The organism is Microbacterium sp. X-17 (assembly GCF_039615055.1).
Genome location: NZ_JBDHNI010000001.1, coordinates 1,367,419 through 1,383,178, shown reverse-complemented (window position 1 = coordinate 1,383,178; position 15,760 = coordinate 1,367,419). Strand labels below are relative to the sequence as shown.

Genomic DNA, 15,760 nt, shown 5'->3' with positions numbered 1-15,760 from the left:
TTCTGAGAATCCGTTCAGGAAAGGATGGCGGCGTCCGGGACGCTCTCACCCCGGGTCGCGGGCGAGCGGGCGAGCAGCACGAAACCGGGCGCGGCCAGCCCGACGCCGAGCGGCAGCAGCAGGAGGAAGGTCAGGAGGCCTCCCGCGCCGGACACCAGCAGCAGGAGGGTGCCGGCGCCGAGCACGATCGGCATCCACACCGGGAGCCGGCGCGCGAGGATCAGCCCGATGGCGATCAGCACCACGCCGACCGGGAACAGGTAGAAGGCCTGCCACTCCCAGGTCGCCGCCGGCGCGTCCCCGGCCAGCCGGATCACCTGGGCCGCGAGGCCGGGGTGCGCGGGCAGCAGCGAGCCGAGCACCATCCCGAACATCGCGTTGCCTGCGCCGGCGCCCACGGCCCCGATCGTGGCGAGCGCGGCGCCGATGGTGACGAGCGCTCCCCCGCGGGCCGGCGCGAAGCGCATCATGCCGACGAAGGAGAGCGGGAGGAGCAGCACGCCGAACGCGATCATGATCGTGGAGAGCACGTACACGGTCGGCTTGGCGCTGATGTCGCGCAGGAGGGCGGCGGTGGGCTCGTCGGCCGGGACCGTGAGGAGGTGCCCGAGCAGGAGGAGCGCGGGCGTGACGATCATCGTCGTCCCGAGGAGGATGCGGCGGGCGGCGCTGACGCCGGTGCCGCGCGTGTCGGTCATGGTGGTCCCTTCGATGTGGTCGCGCCGGGTGCGCGACGGTGCCGATCCTGCTCCGGGGCGCGTTCCGTCCCCACCGCCCGCAGTCGCGGCGTGGCCCGCCGCCGGACGGACTCACGCCACGCGGTGACGCGGCGGCCGGGTGCGACCCGGGTGGGAGGCCGACCTCGACCTCCGGGGGATCCGGCGGCCCCGCGCCCGGCCTACACTGTTGCCGTGTTCGCCTCAGAGGGGGCCGCACGGCAGGCGACGGTGCCGATGCGGGTACGCGGATCGGTCGCACGCACGGTCGCGCTGGACGGCGCGCTCGCCGCCGTCCTGTCCGCCGGGTCGGTCGTGGAGGTGCTGACCCTCTCAGACAACGTCTACGCGTCCACCGCGAGCCTCCCCGTGCAGCTGGCCGCCGTGGTCCTCGCGGCGGCCCCCCTCGCCATCCGGCGCGTGCGCCCGTTCACGGCGCTGCTCGCGGTCACCGGGATCATGGCGGCCTGCCGCGTCCTCCTGGACACCCCGGTGGTGCTCTGGAGCCTCGCCGTGATCCTGGTCGCGGTCTACAGCGCCGCCCGGCACGCCCGCGACCCGTTGCAGTGGTGGAGCGTCGCCCCTCCGCTCGCGCTGATCGGCGTCTACTCCCTCGTCATCCCGGGCTTCGTCAACGTCAACGATCTGGAGGTGGACCTCACCGTCATCCTCGCGGCCTGGGGCGTCGGCCTGGTGCTGCGGTCGTGGGCGCGCACCCGGCACGCGCTGCGGGAGAGCCTGGCGGAGGTGGAGGCCGCCGAGTCGGCGCGGACGGCGAGCGCGCTGCAGGCCGAGCGCGACCGCATCGCCCGCGAGCTGCACGATGTGGTGGCCCACTGCGTGACCGTGATGGTCGTGCAGTCCGGGTCGGCTCGGCTGTCGCTGCGCGAGGACCCGGCGGCGAGCGAGGAGGCGCTGCGTGCGGTGGAGGCCACGGGACGCGAGGCGCTGGCCGAGATGCGGCGCATGGTGGGCCTGCTGAGCGACGAGCCGGAGCTGCTGGACCCGCAGCCGTCGCTGGCCCAGGCCGCGCGCCTGGTCGCGCGGTTCGCCGAGGCCGGGATGCCGGTCGCCTACGCGGTCGAGGGGATGCCGCGTCCGCTGCCGCCGGGCGTGGACGTGTCCGCGTACCGCATCCTGCAGGAGGGCCTGACGAACGCGGCGGCCCACGCGGCGTCCGCGCCCGTGGCGGCGCTCGTGCGGTACCGGGCCGATGCGGTCGAGGTGGAGGTGGCGAACGGCCCCGGCACGTCCTCGGGGCGCGGGAGCGGCCGGCACGGGCTGGTCGGGATGCGCGAGCGCGCACGGCTGTTCGGCGGGACGCTGGAGGCGGGGCCGACCGCGGACGGCGGGTTCCGGGTGTCCGCGAGCCTGCCCGCCGCCGACGACGGGGTCGCGAGATGAGCTCGCCGGAGGCTGTGCCGGACGGTGAGGACGCCCGCCCCATCCGCGTCCTCATCGTCGACGACCAGGGCCTGGTGCGTGGCGGCCTCCACTCGATCCTGCAGAGCCAGCCCGACATCGCGGTCGTCGGCGAGGCCGCGGACGGCGACCAGGCGATCGAGCAGGTCCGCGCGCACGACCCCGACGTCGTGCTGATGGACCTGCGGATGCCCGTCCTCGACGGCATCGAGGCGACCCGCCGGATCGTCGCCTCCAGCCACGCGCAGGTCGTCGCGCTGACCACCTTCGAGACCGACGAGTACGTGTACGGCGCGCTCCGTGCGGGCGCCGCGGGCTTCCTGCTGAAGGACTCCCCCGCCGAGAGCCTGGCCGACGCGGTCCGGACGGTCCACCGCGGCCAGGCGCTGCTCTCCCCGGCGATCACGCGCCGACTGATGGACGCCTACGCCGCCGCGCCCTCCCCCGCCCTGGTCTCGGAGCTGGACGTGCTGACGCCGCGCGAGCGGGAGGTCCTGATCGCGATCGCCCAGGGCAAGTCGAACGCGGAGACCGCCCGCGCGCTGTTCGTCGGCGAGGCGACGGTGAAGTCGCATGTGACCGGCATCCTCGCCAAGCTGGGGCTGCGCGACCGGGTGCAGGCGGTGGTGTTCGCGTACGAGGCCGGCCTGGTGCGGCCGGGCGGGTGACGGTCGCGTTCACTCCAGCGGGATGTGCCGCCACGTCGGCTCGGCATGGTCCGCGATCGGCAGCTCGCGCAGCACCGGGCGGTCGCCGTACCAGATGAGCGCCCAGAGCGTCCCCTCCCGGCGGTGCCCCTGGGTCGGGTCGTGGAACACGATGGCCCGGCCGCCGGCCCAGGCGACGCCGAGCGCGATCCTGCCCGGCGCGACGTATCTGAGCTTCGCGTAACAGGCGGCGACGGAGCGGCACGTCGCCGGCATCGTCGCCAGTTGCGCGCCGACGGTGAAGGCGAGGAGATCGCGGGTCGGCCCGGAGCGCGCGGTGGAGAGGTGGGCGACTCCGACGCCGAGGGACCAGGCGGTGAGCTGGACGCTGTGCGAGCCGTCGCGGTCCTGCCGGAACAGCGCGGTGCGACCGGTGGGGTCGTGTGCCAGCACGACGCGGTATCCGGCCGGCGCGAACGTCGGTGCGCTCTCGCTGAGCCACGGGCTGCCGGCGGTGATCCGGACGGGGAAGGCCCCGGCGAGGTCGGTCAGCCACAACTCGCCCGGCCGGTCCCCGGTCTGCATCGTGTAGATGACGTGGTGGCCGTCCGGCGCCCACACCGGGTGGGTCGCGCCGTCGGGAGCGAGCCGGCTGCCGTGGTCGAGGCGTCGTTCACCGCGGCCGTCGAGCCCGATGACCCGCACCTCGAAACGGAGGGTCTTGGTCGCACGGCCGAACAGCACATAGCGGCCGTCCGGTGACACGCGGGGGCCGTAGTCGACCGAGAGGTCGGGCGGGTGCGTCAGCTGGCGGACGCGGTGGCTGGCGAAGTCGTAGACGGCGACGTGGGTGGTGGTGCCGGAGTCGCTGACCCGCGACCACACGTACACCCCGACCCCGCGGGTGCTCGCGGACGCGGACCTCGGTGCTCGCAGGGCGGCGACCAGCAGCGCCGCGGCCAGCAGCGCGGCGACGAGGAGGGCGGTGCCGAGCACGGCGGCCAGCATGCTGACCCGCCGCCGGACGACACCACCCCTCCCGCCGCTGTGGCGCATGACTCATCGCAGGCGATCCCCCGCGACCGCCTGGCTCCACACCGGCCGTGGCCGGCTCACGGTTCGGGCCGCGACCCTGACGCACGTCTCCACGAGCAATCACCTGCCCGGGCACCGGAAGCCGATGCCCTGGCACCCGCCGCCCGCATGCACACCCTGCCTCAGGAGGACGGGTCGCGGCAAGCTCTCCGCGCGGGCTGGATGGCAGGTGCGGGATCCGGATGGGTCCGCACGGTGAGGGCGGTTACGGTGGAGCGCATGACCACGATCGAGATCGACGTCCCGACCGCCCTCGACAGCGCCGACCTGGACGCAATCCGCCGGCTGCTCCCCCAGCTCTCCCGCTCCTCCACGTTCGACGAGGAGCGGCTCGTGGCGATGCTGGGCCACCCGGGCACCGACCTCCTGGTCGCCCGCGTGGACGGCGAGGTGGCCGGGATGGCCACGCTGGCGTCGTTCCCCCTCGCGACCGGCTGGCGGGGTCATGTGGACGACGTGGTGGTGGACGACGCGCACCGCGGCCGGGGCATCGCCCGGAGGCTGCTGGAGGCGATCATCCGGCTCGCCGAGGAGCGCGGGTTGCGGACGCTGGACCTGACGTCGCGACCGAGCCGGCAGGCGGCCATCGCGCTGTACGAGTCGGTGGGGTTCGTGCGGCGGGAGTCGACGTTGATGCGGTATGCGGGGGTGCGGGACGAGGCCGGCCCGCATGACGAGGTCCGACACCCGGACCGCTCCGTCTGAAAGCATGCCGGTATGACTCGATCCCTCCACGCCGGCCCTGACGGCATCCCGCACACGGCTCCCTACGACGCGATCGCCGCGGGCTACGCGGAGCTCAACGCGACCAGCCTGCTGAACGAGTTCTACAACCGGCCCGCGCTCGTGGAGCTCGCGGGCGACGTCGCCGGCCGCCGGATCCTGGACGTCGGCTGCGGCTCCGGCCCTATCCTGGCCGACCTCCGCGACCGCGGTGCGACCGTCACCGGCGTGGACGCGAGCGCCGGGATGCTCGAACAGGCACGAGCCAGGCTCGGCACCGGAGCCGACCTGCGCGTCGCCGACCTGGCGGAGCCGCTGCCGTTCGACGACGACACCTTCGACGACGTCATCGCGTCGCAGGTCCTCCACTACCTGAAGGACTGGGGGCCGGCCCTCGCCGAGCTGCATCGCGTCCTGAAGCCAGGCGGACGCCTGATCGTCTCCGAGGAGCATCCCACTGCCCTCTTCCTCGCGGACCGACTGTCCGGCGGCGACCGCGAGTACTTCGGCGTCCACGAGCGGACCGAGGAGTGGACGCTGGGCGGCCGGACCGCCGAACTCACCTTCTGGGACCGCCCGCTGCACGCGATGACCGACGCGTTCGCCGCCGCCGGCTTCCGGATCGCGGCGATCAGCGAGCCGGCTCCCGCACCGGACGCGTTCGACCGCTTCCCGGAGGTCGGGAGGCGCGAGAGCGGGCGCTTCCTCGCGTTCCTGCTCTTCGTGCTGGTGGCGGAGCCGCAGCGATGACGCTGGACGCTTTCGCCGTCATCGCCCTCTTCGCACCGATCGACGTCGGGACGTCCATCGCCCGTTCGGCGTGGCCCGCGCATGTGACGCTGGTCTCGAACTTCGCCGCCGATGCGTCGCCGGGACGGGTGATCGAGGTCGTCCGTGACGCGCTGGTGGATGGCCCACCCGTCTCGGCCCGAATCGCCGGCCGCGCGCTGTTCGGCCCGTCCGGCGACATCCCGGTCCAGCTCGTGGAGCCCGATACCTTCCCGGGCGTGCACGAGGCACTCGCGGAGGCCGTCGAACGCCTCCCGGGCTTCGTCGCCGACGAGCCCGACTATTGGCACGAGGGCTACCGCGAGCACATCACCCTCGGCTTCGCGCCGGACCTGCGGGAGGGCGACACGTTGCCGGTGCGGTGCGTCGCGACGGTGCGGCTCACGGACGAGTACGGGACGATCATCGATGTGGTGGAGGCGGTGCCGGAGTCAGCTCGATGAGAAACGTCCCCCCACCCAGTTCGATCACGACCTCCCGATCCGGGGACGTCCTCGCCGACCGGACGGTGTCGCCCTGCAGGGCCACGATCGCCTGGCGGAAGCCCGGGTCGCCGAAGTGGAGCACGCGGGTCCCGACCACGACGGTCGGCCATTCGGGGATGGTGACGATCGCCCGTCGCTCGCCGAGGAACACCAGCTGCGGGTCGTCCACGTCGAACGTCACACGTTCGAAGGTGGAGCCGTGCAGCTGCTCGATGAGGCGGGCGCTGCCGGCCGACCAGGCCTGGGCGCGTGCCTTGTGGACCGCGTCGCGCCGGGCGAGGCGTCGCGCGACCAGCACGCCGCCGGCGACCAGGGCCGCGCACACGAAGAAGATCGACGCGCCCAACACCCCGTATCCCACGGTCAGAGGGTAGCGCGACGCGCCGCCTCCAGAACGTGGTCTGCCGCGGCGCGGGCGCTGACCGACGCGTCGAATCGCGTCTCCGACACGAAGTCCAGCGGCTGCCAGCCGTGATACCAGCCGCTCATCTCGTCTGCCGTGAACGCCTCCGCCTTGGCCCGCATCGCGTGCCGCCGGACGGTCTCCTCCAACGGGAGGTCCCAGGCGAAGAAGTGCGAACGCGACGCGATCGTGGCGAGCCGTTCGAGCGCGCGCTGGTAGCGCCCGGCGTTCATGATGCCCTCCACCACCACCACGAGTCCGCGGGCGAGCCCCCAGGCGGCGATCGTCCGGAGCAGGTCGATGGTGTCCGCCTCCGCCCTGTCGGCTTCGTTCAGGAGCTGCCTCCGCACGACGTCCTGAGGCACCACGAGGCACTCGCCGGGCTCGAACTCCGCCTGCACCAGGGCCGCAACGGTGGACTTCCCCGAGCCGGAGTTGCCGCGGAGGACGATGAGGACGCCCGCGGGGGTCTCCACGGCCGTCATGCCTGCGCCCCCGCCGCCGCTGCGACCGCCCGCTGCATCCGGGCCGCGACCGCCTGCGCGTCGTCAGCACTGGTGTCGACCACATCACCCTCGATGCCCGCGGAGTCGAGGATCGCCGTCAGCTCCGCCGCGCGAGCGAGGTGCCACGCCAATCCGTCGGGATCGTTCGCGTGCCGCGCGCGCAGCCGACGCTCGATGACCGCGGCGTCGGCGGTCAGCCGCACGAAGGTCGCGCGACCGCCGACCGCGCGCCGGAACCGCTCCGCGTCCTCCCGGGACTCGATGACCCCGGCGACCACGACGAGCTGCGCACCGGCCGCACCGAAGTTCGCCACCAGGGCCGTGAGGTTCGCGAGCTGCAACTCCAGGTTGAACGGGTCGCCGGCCGCGGCGGGACGGAACCGGCGGATCCCGTCGAGGTCGACCACGGCGTGCGGACACGCCTCCCGTTCGCTGATCGCGTCGGCGACGGAGGTCTTGCCGACACCGACCGTGCCGTTCAGGAACACTGCGTGCATCCCGCGATTCTCGCAGGCCGGGAGGCACGCCTCCTCCCGCGCACCTCATTGCGGGCGTGACCGGGCCGGAGATACGAAAAACCCCCGGTCTCCCGGGGGTTTCTGTTGGTGGGCGATACTGGGATCGAACCAGTGACCTCTTCCGTGTCAGGGAAGCGCGCTACCGCTGCGCCAATCGCCCAGAGCCTGAGTGCTCAGGTTCGAGGTGGATACGGGATTCGAACCCGTGTATACGGCTTTGCAGGCCGCTGCCTCGCCTCTCGGCCAATCCACCGAAGCCACAACACGGAAGAACCGTACCGTATTCGAGAGGCCTGGAATCCGAGGAAACCAGGCCGACTCGAGCGGATGACGAGACTCGAACTCGCGACCCTCACCTTGGCAAGGTGATGCGCTACCAACTGCGCTACATCCGCATTTCGCACCCCGGTCTCCCGCGGCACTTGAATGACTTTAGCCGATCCCCGCGCCGATGACCAAACCGGACGCGCCTTCCGGGTGTGTCGCGCACCACCACGCCCGGCGCGCGGGGCCGATGTGCAATCCGGTGCCGCGGTCGGCTAGTATCGAGTCTCGCAGCCGGAATCCCCGGCCGCGAACGCACGGGCGATTGGCGCAGTTGGTAGCGCGCTTCCTTCACACGGAAGAGGTCATCAGTTCGAGTCTGGTATCGCCCACCATCGATGGAACCCCGGTCACGGCCGGGGTTTTCGCGTTCACGGCGTGAACCAGGGGCCCTCGCCGTGCGAGAGCACCGCGATGAGGTACCCCCACGCCAGTCCGATCAGGAGGGCGACCGGGACCCTGACGGCCCGGCGGCGGACCCACGGGATGAACAGCAACGGGATCGCCAGGGCGCCCGCCGCGACGCAGCAGGCGACGATCGCCATCCAGGTGTCGTCGAGGTTCCGGCCCCAGCCTCCACCGGAGCAGCCGCTGATCCCGCACCAGGAGAGCGCGGCGACGATGAACGGGACGACGCAGAACGCGACGACCGCGGGGACGACCCAGACCAGGTGCAGCGCAGGACGCCGCCGCTGACGCTCGGACATCGGGCGCTCAGTACCCGACGACCCCGCTGAAGTCCGGCGTGCCGTCCGGTCGGGCCGGGAGCGGGGTGCCGTTGACGTAGCGGGGCCACTCCAGGCGGTAGCCGCCGGCGGGCGTCAGCACGTTCGGGTACGGGGACGACGGCGCGGGGGCGGCGGCGGGCGCGTACGCGGCGGGCGCCGGAGCAGCGGCCGCGACGGGTGCAGCCGCAGCCGCACGCGGCGCACCCTTCGCCGCCTTCGGCCCGAACAGCGTGTACGTCAACGGGATCAGAATCGTCCCCAGCGCGTCCAGGATCGCGATGGTCGCCACGAGCCGCCAGTACGTGTCCGAGAACGTCGTGTGGTCGAACACCAGCGGCGCGGCGAGCCCCAGCGTGAGCGCGCCGACCAGCACCAGCGTGCACACGGTCACCTTGAACATGATCGGGCCGGTGAAGCGGCGCTGGGTGTTCAGCACCAGGTGGACGTGCAGGAGGCCGAGCCGCACCACGGCGACGAGCGCGATCCAGCCGAAGACGCCCCACGAGGACGTGCCGGGGCCGTCCTCCGGCGGGTAGGAGGGGCTCCCGTCGAACGCCGGCGCCCAGAGCTTCACCAGGCCGTCGAGCAGCAGGAACGCCGACAGGATCACCGACACGGCGCCGAACCACGGCGCTCGGCGGGCGGACACGTCGGCGTCGTACCAGGACACCAGCGAGAAGAACACCAGCAGCGCGATCGTGCCGATCAGCCGCCAGCACGTCTCGTCCCAGGTCCCGATGATCACGGCGTAGACGCCGACCAGCGCTGCGGCGATCAGCGCGCCGACGACGATCCGCGGCAGGAGCTTGCGCACCCAGGCGAAGCGGTCGGTGTCGGGAGGGAGGGCGGCGCCGGTCACATCGGTCATGGCTCGAACGCTAGCGACGGGGCGCCGGGCGCAGAATCCGTGCCAGTACGGTATTCGCGCCGGGCGACGTACAGGACCCCGGTGCGCGCCGGCAGCGAGGGGCCGACGGCCTCCGCCTCGTCCCTCAGCTCGTCCGCGTACTCGTCGCCGAACGTTTCGCGCACCTCGTCCAGGTTCTCCAGCCAGAGCTCGTACATCCGTGCCAGTCGTTCCCGCCACCGGGGTATCTCGATGCGCGACACCACCTGAAGGCCGCCCGCCTCGATGATCGGCCGCCAGTCCGGGACGGAGCGTGGCCGGCCGTCGTCCGCCTCGTCGGCGGTGAACGCGTAGCGGCCTCCCGGTCGCAGGAGGCGGGCGGCCTCCCGCACCGCGGCGATCCGGTCGGACGCGAAGAAGATCGCGTCGGCGCAGAGCACGGCGTCCGCGCAGCCGTCGGGCAGGCCCGTGTCCACCAGGTCGCCGACCAGGAAGCGCGCCCGCCCCTCGCCGACCCACCCGGCCGCGCGTCCGGTCGCCGCGGCGACTCCGACCGGCGACCAGTCGACGCCGATCAGGTCGGCTCCCGTCTCGCGTGCCAGCCAGAGGCTCACCCCGGCCCGCCCGCAGGCGACGTCCACGAGCGTCCCTCCCGCGGGGACCTCCAGCTCCGTCGCGAAGGTCCGGAGCGTCCACAGGGTCGACATCCCGTACGGCTCGACGCCCTCCAGGTAGTCCTCGCCGTCGACCTCGCGCATGATGCGCTCCAGGACGGAGCCGGACGTCGCGACCCGGTAGCCCAGGTCGAACCCGTCCGCGGTGATCTCCGCGGGGATCGGGACGTTCGCCCCCGCGATCTCCGCCTGCCCGGCCATGCGCGCACCTCCTACCGCGGCGGGGATGCGCCCTGGCTCGGATGCGGCAGGTCCCCCACCCGGGCCTGCTCCCGCAGCATCGCCGCCGTCAGCTCGTCCCGCACCCCGGCATACTCCGGCTCCCCGTACACATTGTGCAACTCCTCCGGGTCGCGCTCCAGGTCGTAGAGCTCCCACTCCGGCGGGTACGTGAAGTGGCCCGTCCCCGGAAGTCCGAGGCCGTCGTTGTAGTAGTAGATGAGCTTGTGCGTGCGGGTCCGGTAGCCGTAGTGCGCGGGCGCGCGATGCGAGGCGTCGTCGTGCTCCCAGTAGCGGTAGTACATGCCCTGCGCGGGAGGCGACGACGGGGAGGCCACCAGGTCGCCCCAGAAGCTCCTCCCCTGCATCCGCTGCACGGGCTCCACGCCTGCCGCTTCGAGGATGGACTGCGCCCAGTCGACGTTCGTCACGATCCCGTCGTGCACGGCGCCGGCCTCCACCCGCGACGGGAGGCTGAGCAGCAGCGGCATCCGCAGCGACTCCTCATACATCAGCCGCTTGTCGAACCAGCCGTGGTCGCCGAGGAAGAAGCCCTGGTCGGAGGCGTACATCAGCAGGGTGCCGTCGAACGCGCCGCGCGCATCGAGCCAGTCGATGACGCGGCCGACGTTCTCGTCCACCGCCTGCACGCAGTCGAGGTAGTCCTCCATGAACCGCTGGTACTTCCAGACCGCGGCGTCCTCGTAGCCGAGGCCGTCCGGCGGGGTCGCCTTCAGGTCCTCCAGGGCGAGGTGCTCGGCGATCCGCATGGCGGCCCTCCGCGCCGACGCCGACCGGGTGGCGTAGTCGTCGTCGAAGGTCGCCGGCAGCGGCACGGCCTCGGCGCGGGGACGCGAGCCCTCCCGCGGCTCCCACGGCCGGTGCGGCGCTTTGTGGTAGATCAGCACGCACCACGGGTCGTCGCCCTCCAGCGACTCCAGCCAGTCCAGCGCCAGGTCGGTGATGATGTCGGTCGCGTACCCCGGCACGGTCCGCTCGCCCGCCGCCGACAGGAACAGCGGGTCCCAGTACTCCCCCTGGCCCTCCGAGCCGACCAGCACGTCCCAGTAGTCGAAGCCTTCGGGGTCGTGGCCCGGCCCGTGGCCCATGTGCCACTTGCCGACGATGGCGGTACGGTAGCCCGCCGCCTTCAGCTGCGAGACGAACGTCGGCTGGGAGGCGTCGATCGGCGTCTCCAGGGTGGTCACGCCGTTCACGTGGCTGTACGTGCCGGTCAGGATGCTCGCGCGGCTCGGCGAGCACAGTGAGTTCGTGACGAAGCAGTTGCGGAACAGCACCCCGCGCCGCGCGATCTCGTCGATGCGCGGCGTGGAGTTCACCACCGATCCGTACGCCCCGATCGCGTGGGAGGCGTGATCGTCGGTGAGGATCATCACCACATTCGGCCGGCGCTCGCTCATCGGACCGGGTAACTGCTCTCGTCCAGGCCGCTCATGCTCGGATCGTAACGGACTCCCCCCACGTCGTACATCGACGTCATCCAGTGGTAGAAGTTGTCCCCGCGCTCGACCAGCGCCGTGTAGAGCCGGTGCATCATCCTGGCGCGGACCTCCTCGAACTCGGGATGCTCGTAGCGGTTGTGCAGCTCGTCCGGGTCGGCCTCCAGGTCGTAGAGCTCGTTGACCGACTCCGGGTTCACCACCAGCTTGTAGCGCCGGTCGCGCAGCATCCGCTGCGGGTACGGGAAGTGGTGGCCGTGGAACTCGCACAGCACGTCCTGCTGCCAGTCCACGTCCTCCCCGCCGACCAGCGGCAGCAGGTTGCGGGAGTCCAGCGCGGGGCGCGTGTCGGCCCCGGCGAGCGCGAGGATGGTCGCCGTCGCGTCCGTGAGCGTCACGAACTCGTCGCTGACCTGCCCGGGCGGCATCCCCGGAACGCGGATGATGCCGGCGGTGCGGTAGATGTCCTCGTACATCGCCGGCCCCTTGTCGTGGAGGCGGTGCGCGCCGGTGAACTCGCCGTGGTCGCTGGAGAAGAACACCGCGGTGTCGTCGGCCAGCCCGAGCTCGTCCAGCACGTCGAGCACCCGGCCGAGCTGCCGGTCGATGAGCGTCACGTAGCCCCAGTAGACCGCGATCAGCTTGCGGCTGGTCTCGATCGGGATGGTGTCGAACGTCCAGTGCTTGCTGTAGTTGCGCTGCACCGGCGGCTTGCCGAGGAAGTCCTCCTGCACGGAGGCGGGCAGCTCGATCTGCGCCGGGTCGTACATGTCGAAGAACTCGTCCGGCAGCAGGTACGGCAGGTGCGGCCCGAAGTAGTGTAGCCCCAGGAAGAATGGCGTCCCCTCGGTTCGCTTGCCGTCGGCGAAGTCGCGCAGCATCGCGATCGCCTTCTCGGCGAGGTAGTACTCGAAGGTGGCCTCCTCCGGCTGGTGCAGCCGGGCGGCGAGCAGGTTTCCCGGGCTCCCGTTCGGCAGCACGCCGCGGATCCGGTCGTCGATCGCGTACGGCGGGTAGCCGTGCTGCGCCAGGTAGGCGAGGTAGTCCGGGCTGTCGACCGGGTTGTGCCAGCCGGGCAGCGTCGGGCCCTCGAAGCCGTAGTCCGCCGCGGTCTTGTTCGTGCCGACGTGCCACTTGCCGACCAGCCCGGTGCGGTACCCCTCATCCTGGAGGGCCTGCGCGAAGGTGAACTGACCCTCGCGCAGGTCCTCCAGGTACCCGACGTTCCGCTCGTAGTTGGCGAGCAGACGGTGCCGGAACGGCGCCTGACCGGTCAGCAGGCTCGCGCGCGCCGGGGTGCAGATCGCCGTCGGGGTGTACCACCGGTCGAACCGCGTGCCCGTGGCCGCCAGGCGGTCGAGGGCCGGGGTGCTGATCCGGGTGTTGCCGTAGCAGCCGAGTGTGTCGACCCGGTGCTGGTCGGTCAGCAGGAACAGGATGTTCCGGCGCTGGCCGTCGTGCTGTGGGGCGGTGGAGGTCAATGTCCCGCCTTGGCGTAGAGGTCGGAGGTGTAGTAGTCCTTCGCGCTGCCCGGCTGCTGGAGCGTGCCGGTCGTCGTGAAGTACGTGCCGAAGGTGTCGAGCCACTTGTCGACGTCACCGGACTTGGTGGAGGCCTCCAGCGACGCCGACGAGACGAGCTGGTCGAAGCTGGCGTCCGTGGTCACCTGGGCGACCGGGACGTTGGTCATCTGCGACACGAGGTTGATGGCCTCGGTGCGGTGCGCGAGGCGGTAGTCGTTGGCCTCCTTGAGCACGGCGAGGACGGAGGAGACCAGCTTCGGGTTCTGCGTCGGCAGGTTCTCCCGGGCGACGAACGCGGTGACGAAACGCATGGAGCTGGAGAAGTCGGAGTCCTTGGCCAGCTCGATGATGCCCGGCTGCTGCTTCTTCACGGTGGTGAGCTGCGGGTAGCCGAAGCCGGCCGCGTCGAACTGTCCGGCGGAGAGCGCGGAGGTCAGCGTCGAGTAGTCGAGCGGCGTCGCGTCGATGTCGCTCATGCTCATGCCCGCCTTCTTGAGACCCAGGCGCAGGATCATCTCGCCCGAGGTGCCCTTGGGGTAGGCGACCTTCTTGCCCTTGAGGTCCTTGATCGTCTTGATGCCCTTGCCGGGGAGCGCGACGATGCGGTCCGCGTTGGTGAAGGTGTCGATCGCGACGATCTTGGCCTTGCCGGAGGCGGGCAGCCAGAGCGCGCCGGGGCCGATGTAGCCGAAGTCGAGGCTCCCGGAGGCCATCGCCGTGATCTGCAGCGGGCCGTTGGTGAAGACCTGCGGGTTCACGTTCAGGCAGTGGGCGGCCCACAGGTTCTTGGCCTTGGCGATCGCGAGGAGGCTGGTGCCGTTGAAGTCGCCGATGTAGCCGAAGTTGACGTTCTGGGTGGTCGAGCAGGAGGTCGCGCTCGCGCTGGAGCCGGAGCCGGCGGAGGCCGATCCGGTGCTGCAGGCGGCGAGGGACAGGACGAGCGCTCCGGCGGCGAGGGCGGCGATGCCCAGGCGTGCGGGGATTTTTGGCATGGCGAGACTGCTTTCTGTGAGTCGGGTGGTGCTGGGGTGTGTGTTGGTGCGGTACGGGGCGAGGTCAGCGCTGCGCGGCGACGCTCGCGGTCTCCAGGGCCGGCTGGTGGTACACCGCCCGCCAGACGCGGTTCTTGATCTCCGCGAACTCGGGCGACAACCGGGTCTCCTCTGTGCGGTTCGGCGGGAGGTCGACGTCGATGACCTCGAAGATCCGGCCCGGACGGGCGGCCATGACGACCACGCGGGAGGCCAGGTACACGGCCTCCTCGACGTCGTGCGTCACGAAGAGGACGGTGCGCCGCTCCTCCTGCCAGGTTCGCAGGAGCTGGTCCTGGAGGTTGACCCTGGTCAGCGCGTCCAGGGCGCCGAACGGCTCGTCCATCAGCAGGAGCTGCGGGTTCACGGCATACGCCCGGGCGAGCGCAGTGCGCTGCTTCATGCCGCCCGAGAGCGCCTTGGGGAGCTGGTCGGCGTGCGTCGTCAGTCCGACCAGGTCGATGAAGTGCTGCGCGCGCTCGCGTCGCTCCTCGGCGGGCACTCCCGAGACGCGGAGGCCGAACTCCACGTTCTTGCGGACCGTCAGCCAGGGGAACAGCGCGTACTGCTGGAAGATCACGCCGCGCTCCGGGCCCGGCCCGTCGACCGGCTCACCGTCCACCAGGACCGTGCCGGAGGTCGGCGTCTCCAGCCCGGCGACGATGTTCATCAGGGTGGACTTGCCGCAGCCGGACGGACCGACCAGGGTGACGAACTCGCCGTCCGCGACATCCAGGTCGACCCCGCCGAGCGCGGTGAACTCGCCGCTGCCGAGCGGGAAGACCTTCCGGAGGTCCGTGACGCTGATCTTGGGGGTCATCGGCGTTCCTGCCACGAGGTCACTCTCCGTTCGATGGCCATCAGCAGGCGGTCCATGAGCAGACCGAGCAGGCCGATGAAGATGATGGATACGAAAATCGTCGGCAGGTCGAAGTAGAGCTGCGCCTGCTGCATGCGGAAGCCGAGGCCCTGTTGGGCCGCGATCAGCTCGGAGGCGACGAGCGTCGCCCACGACGAGCCGAGGCCGACGCGCATGCCGACGAAGATGAAGGGCGAGGAGGCCGGGACGATGACGCGCGCGAAGATCGTGCCGTCCTTCGCGCCGAGCACCCGAGCCGCGTTCACCAGCGTGCGGTCGACGCTGACGACGCCCTGATAGGTCGCGACGATCGCGGCGAGGAACGACGCCAGGAAGATGACGAACACCCGCGCGACCTCGCCCGTGCCGAGCACGACGATCGAGAGCGGCAGGATCGCCAGCGGCGGGATCATGCGCACGAACTGCACCCACGGGTGCAGCAGGCCGCGCGCGGTGGTGTACCAGCCCATCAGGAAGCCGACCGGGACGGCCAGCAGCGTCCCGAGCAGGAAGCCGACCAGCACCCGGGCCAGGCTCGCCCCGATGTCGGTGAACAGGATGCCGTTCGACGCCAGGTCGACCGTCTTGGCGACGACCGCCGGCGGGCTGGGCAGGATCGTGAAGAACGACAGCGCCCAGAACACGCCGATGCCGGCGACGATCGAGATTGTCGTCCACGCCCAGGTGGGCACGCGCCTGCGCCTGCCGGGGCGCGCGGGCGGCGCACCGCCCTCCTCCACGGGGAGGCTCTCGGTCGCGAGGGTCGTCATGGTTCTCCTTGCTCGGGGTGC

18 protein-coding genes and 4 tRNA genes are annotated in these 15,760 nt (G+C 71.6%); 6 read left to right on the top strand and 16 right to left on the bottom strand.

Features of this window, described 5'->3' with window-relative positions; all coding sequences use genetic code 11:
* Positions 1-14: 14 nt before the first annotated feature.
* Complete coding sequence (locus ABCS02_RS06760; protein ID WP_345834821.1) at positions 15-698, bottom strand: hypothetical protein; 684 nt, start codon at positions 696-698, stop codon at positions 15-17.
* A 213-nt stretch (positions 699-911) separates the two neighbouring features.
* Between ABCS02_RS06760 and ABCS02_RS06755 the strand changes: the two genes are divergently transcribed.
* Both ABCS02_RS06755 and ABCS02_RS06750 read left to right on the top strand, forming a co-directional pair.
* The gene (locus ABCS02_RS06755) at positions 912-2,120 is read left to right on the top strand and encodes a histidine kinase (RefSeq protein WP_345834820.1); all 1,209 of its coding nucleotides are present in this window, start codon (positions 912-914) and stop codon (positions 2,118-2,120) included.
* Positions 2,117-2,806 carry a response regulator transcription factor gene (locus tag ABCS02_RS06750; RefSeq protein ID WP_345834819.1) on the top strand — a complete coding sequence of 230 codons (690 nt, stop codon included), beginning with the start codon at positions 2,117-2,119 and terminating at the stop codon, positions 2,804-2,806. The genes ABCS02_RS06755 and ABCS02_RS06750 overlap by 4 nt, the downstream gene beginning before the upstream one ends.
* Before the next feature lie 9 nt (positions 2,807-2,815).
* Here ABCS02_RS06750 and ABCS02_RS06745 read toward each other — a convergent pair whose 3' ends face one another.
* The gene (locus ABCS02_RS06745; RefSeq protein WP_345834818.1) at positions 2,816-3,793 is read right to left on the bottom strand and encodes a hypothetical protein; all 978 of its coding nucleotides are present in this window, start codon (positions 3,791-3,793) and stop codon (positions 2,816-2,818) included.
* Between the two features lie 306 nt (positions 3,794-4,099).
* On the opposite strand from ABCS02_RS06745, the gene ABCS02_RS06740 reads away from it, so the two are divergent.
* Genes ABCS02_RS06740 through ABCS02_RS06730 form a run of 3 tightly spaced genes read left to right on the top strand, consistent with a single transcriptional unit; the run spans position 4,100 to position 5,835 of the window.
* Positions 4,100-4,585 carry a GNAT family N-acetyltransferase gene (locus ABCS02_RS06740; RefSeq protein ID WP_345834817.1) on the top strand — a complete coding sequence of 162 codons (486 nt, stop codon included), beginning with the start codon at positions 4,100-4,102 and terminating at the stop codon, positions 4,583-4,585.
* Positions 4,586-4,597: 12 nt separating this feature from the next.
* On the top strand, positions 4,598-5,353 hold the full coding sequence (locus ABCS02_RS06735; protein WP_345834816.1) for a class I SAM-dependent methyltransferase: 756 nt from the start codon (positions 4,598-4,600) through the stop codon (positions 5,351-5,353).
* Positions 5,350-5,835 (top strand): 2'-5' RNA ligase family protein, encoded by a 486-nt coding sequence (locus ABCS02_RS06730; RefSeq protein WP_345834815.1) that lies wholly within the window; start codon positions 5,350-5,352, stop codon positions 5,833-5,835. Before ABCS02_RS06735 ends, ABCS02_RS06730 begins: the two co-directional genes overlap by 4 nt.
* Here the strand turns inward: ABCS02_RS06730 and ABCS02_RS06725 are convergent.
* From ABCS02_RS06725 to ABCS02_RS06700, 6 genes are all read right to left on the bottom strand, one after another.
* Positions 5,795-6,238, bottom strand: coding sequence for a hypothetical protein (locus tag ABCS02_RS06725; protein WP_345834814.1), 444 nt, complete (start codon positions 6,236-6,238; stop codon positions 5,795-5,797). The genes ABCS02_RS06730 and ABCS02_RS06725 overlap by 41 nt on opposite strands.
* Positions 6,239-6,240: 2 nt before the next feature.
* On the bottom strand, positions 6,241-6,765 hold the full coding sequence (locus ABCS02_RS06720; protein WP_345834813.1) for an AAA family ATPase: 525 nt from the start codon (positions 6,763-6,765) through the stop codon (positions 6,241-6,243).
* A complete protein-coding gene (locus tag ABCS02_RS06715; RefSeq protein ID WP_345834812.1) occupies positions 6,762-7,283 on the bottom strand; it encodes an AAA family ATPase in 522 nt (173 codons plus the stop codon). The genes ABCS02_RS06720 and ABCS02_RS06715 overlap by 4 nt, the downstream gene beginning before the upstream one ends.
* A gap of 106 nt (positions 7,284-7,389) precedes the next feature.
* Positions 7,390-7,464 (bottom strand) — tRNA-Val (locus ABCS02_RS06710).
* 22 nt (positions 7,465-7,486) lie between these two features.
* A tRNA-Cys gene (locus ABCS02_RS06705) sits at positions 7,487-7,557 on the bottom strand.
* Positions 7,558-7,626: 69 nt separating this feature from the next.
* Positions 7,627-7,699: transfer RNA gene (locus tag ABCS02_RS06700), tRNA-Gly, on the bottom strand.
* Positions 7,700-7,887: 188 nt separating this feature from the next.
* On the opposite strand from ABCS02_RS06700, the gene ABCS02_RS06695 reads away from it, so the two are divergent.
* Positions 7,888-7,963 (top strand) — tRNA-Val (locus ABCS02_RS06695).
* A 36-nt stretch (positions 7,964-7,999) separates the two neighbouring features.
* On the opposite strand, the gene ABCS02_RS06690 is transcribed toward ABCS02_RS06695, so the two are convergent.
* The 8 genes from ABCS02_RS06690 to ABCS02_RS06655 form a co-directional block, all read right to left on the bottom strand.
* Positions 8,000-8,335, bottom strand: coding sequence for a hypothetical protein (locus tag ABCS02_RS06690; protein ID WP_345834811.1), 336 nt, complete (start codon positions 8,333-8,335; stop codon positions 8,000-8,002).
* Between the two features lie 7 nt (positions 8,336-8,342).
* Entirely contained in the window at positions 8,343-9,224 is an 882-nt protein-coding gene (locus ABCS02_RS06685; protein ID WP_345834810.1) for a hypothetical protein, read from the bottom strand.
* Positions 9,221-10,078 (bottom strand): class I SAM-dependent methyltransferase, encoded by an 858-nt coding sequence (locus tag ABCS02_RS06680; protein ID WP_345834809.1) that lies wholly within the window; start codon positions 10,076-10,078, stop codon positions 9,221-9,223. Before ABCS02_RS06680 ends, ABCS02_RS06685 begins: the two co-directional genes overlap by 4 nt.
* Before the next feature lie 11 nt (positions 10,079-10,089).
* Positions 10,090-11,490, bottom strand: coding sequence for a sulfatase (locus tag ABCS02_RS06675; protein WP_345834807.1), 1,401 nt, complete (start codon positions 11,488-11,490; stop codon positions 10,090-10,092).
* A 23-nt stretch (positions 11,491-11,513) separates the two neighbouring features.
* Positions 11,514-13,037 (bottom strand): sulfatase-like hydrolase/transferase, encoded by a 1,524-nt coding sequence (locus ABCS02_RS06670; RefSeq protein WP_345834806.1) that lies wholly within the window; start codon positions 13,035-13,037, stop codon positions 11,514-11,516.
* Entirely contained in the window at positions 13,034-14,071 is a 1,038-nt protein-coding gene (locus tag ABCS02_RS06665) for an aliphatic sulfonate ABC transporter substrate-binding protein (RefSeq protein WP_345834805.1), read from the bottom strand. The genes ABCS02_RS06670 and ABCS02_RS06665 overlap by 4 nt, the downstream gene beginning before the upstream one ends.
* Before the next feature lie 64 nt (positions 14,072-14,135).
* On the bottom strand, positions 14,136-14,930 hold the full coding sequence (locus tag ABCS02_RS06660) for an ABC transporter ATP-binding protein (protein WP_345834804.1): 795 nt from the start codon (positions 14,928-14,930) through the stop codon (positions 14,136-14,138).
* Positions 14,927-15,739: an ABC transporter permease gene (locus ABCS02_RS06655; RefSeq protein ID WP_345834803.1), complete on the bottom strand. Its 813-nt coding sequence runs from the start codon at positions 15,737-15,739 to the stop codon at positions 14,927-14,929. The genes ABCS02_RS06660 and ABCS02_RS06655 overlap by 4 nt, the downstream gene beginning before the upstream one ends.
* Positions 15,740-15,760 lie beyond the last annotated feature (21 nt).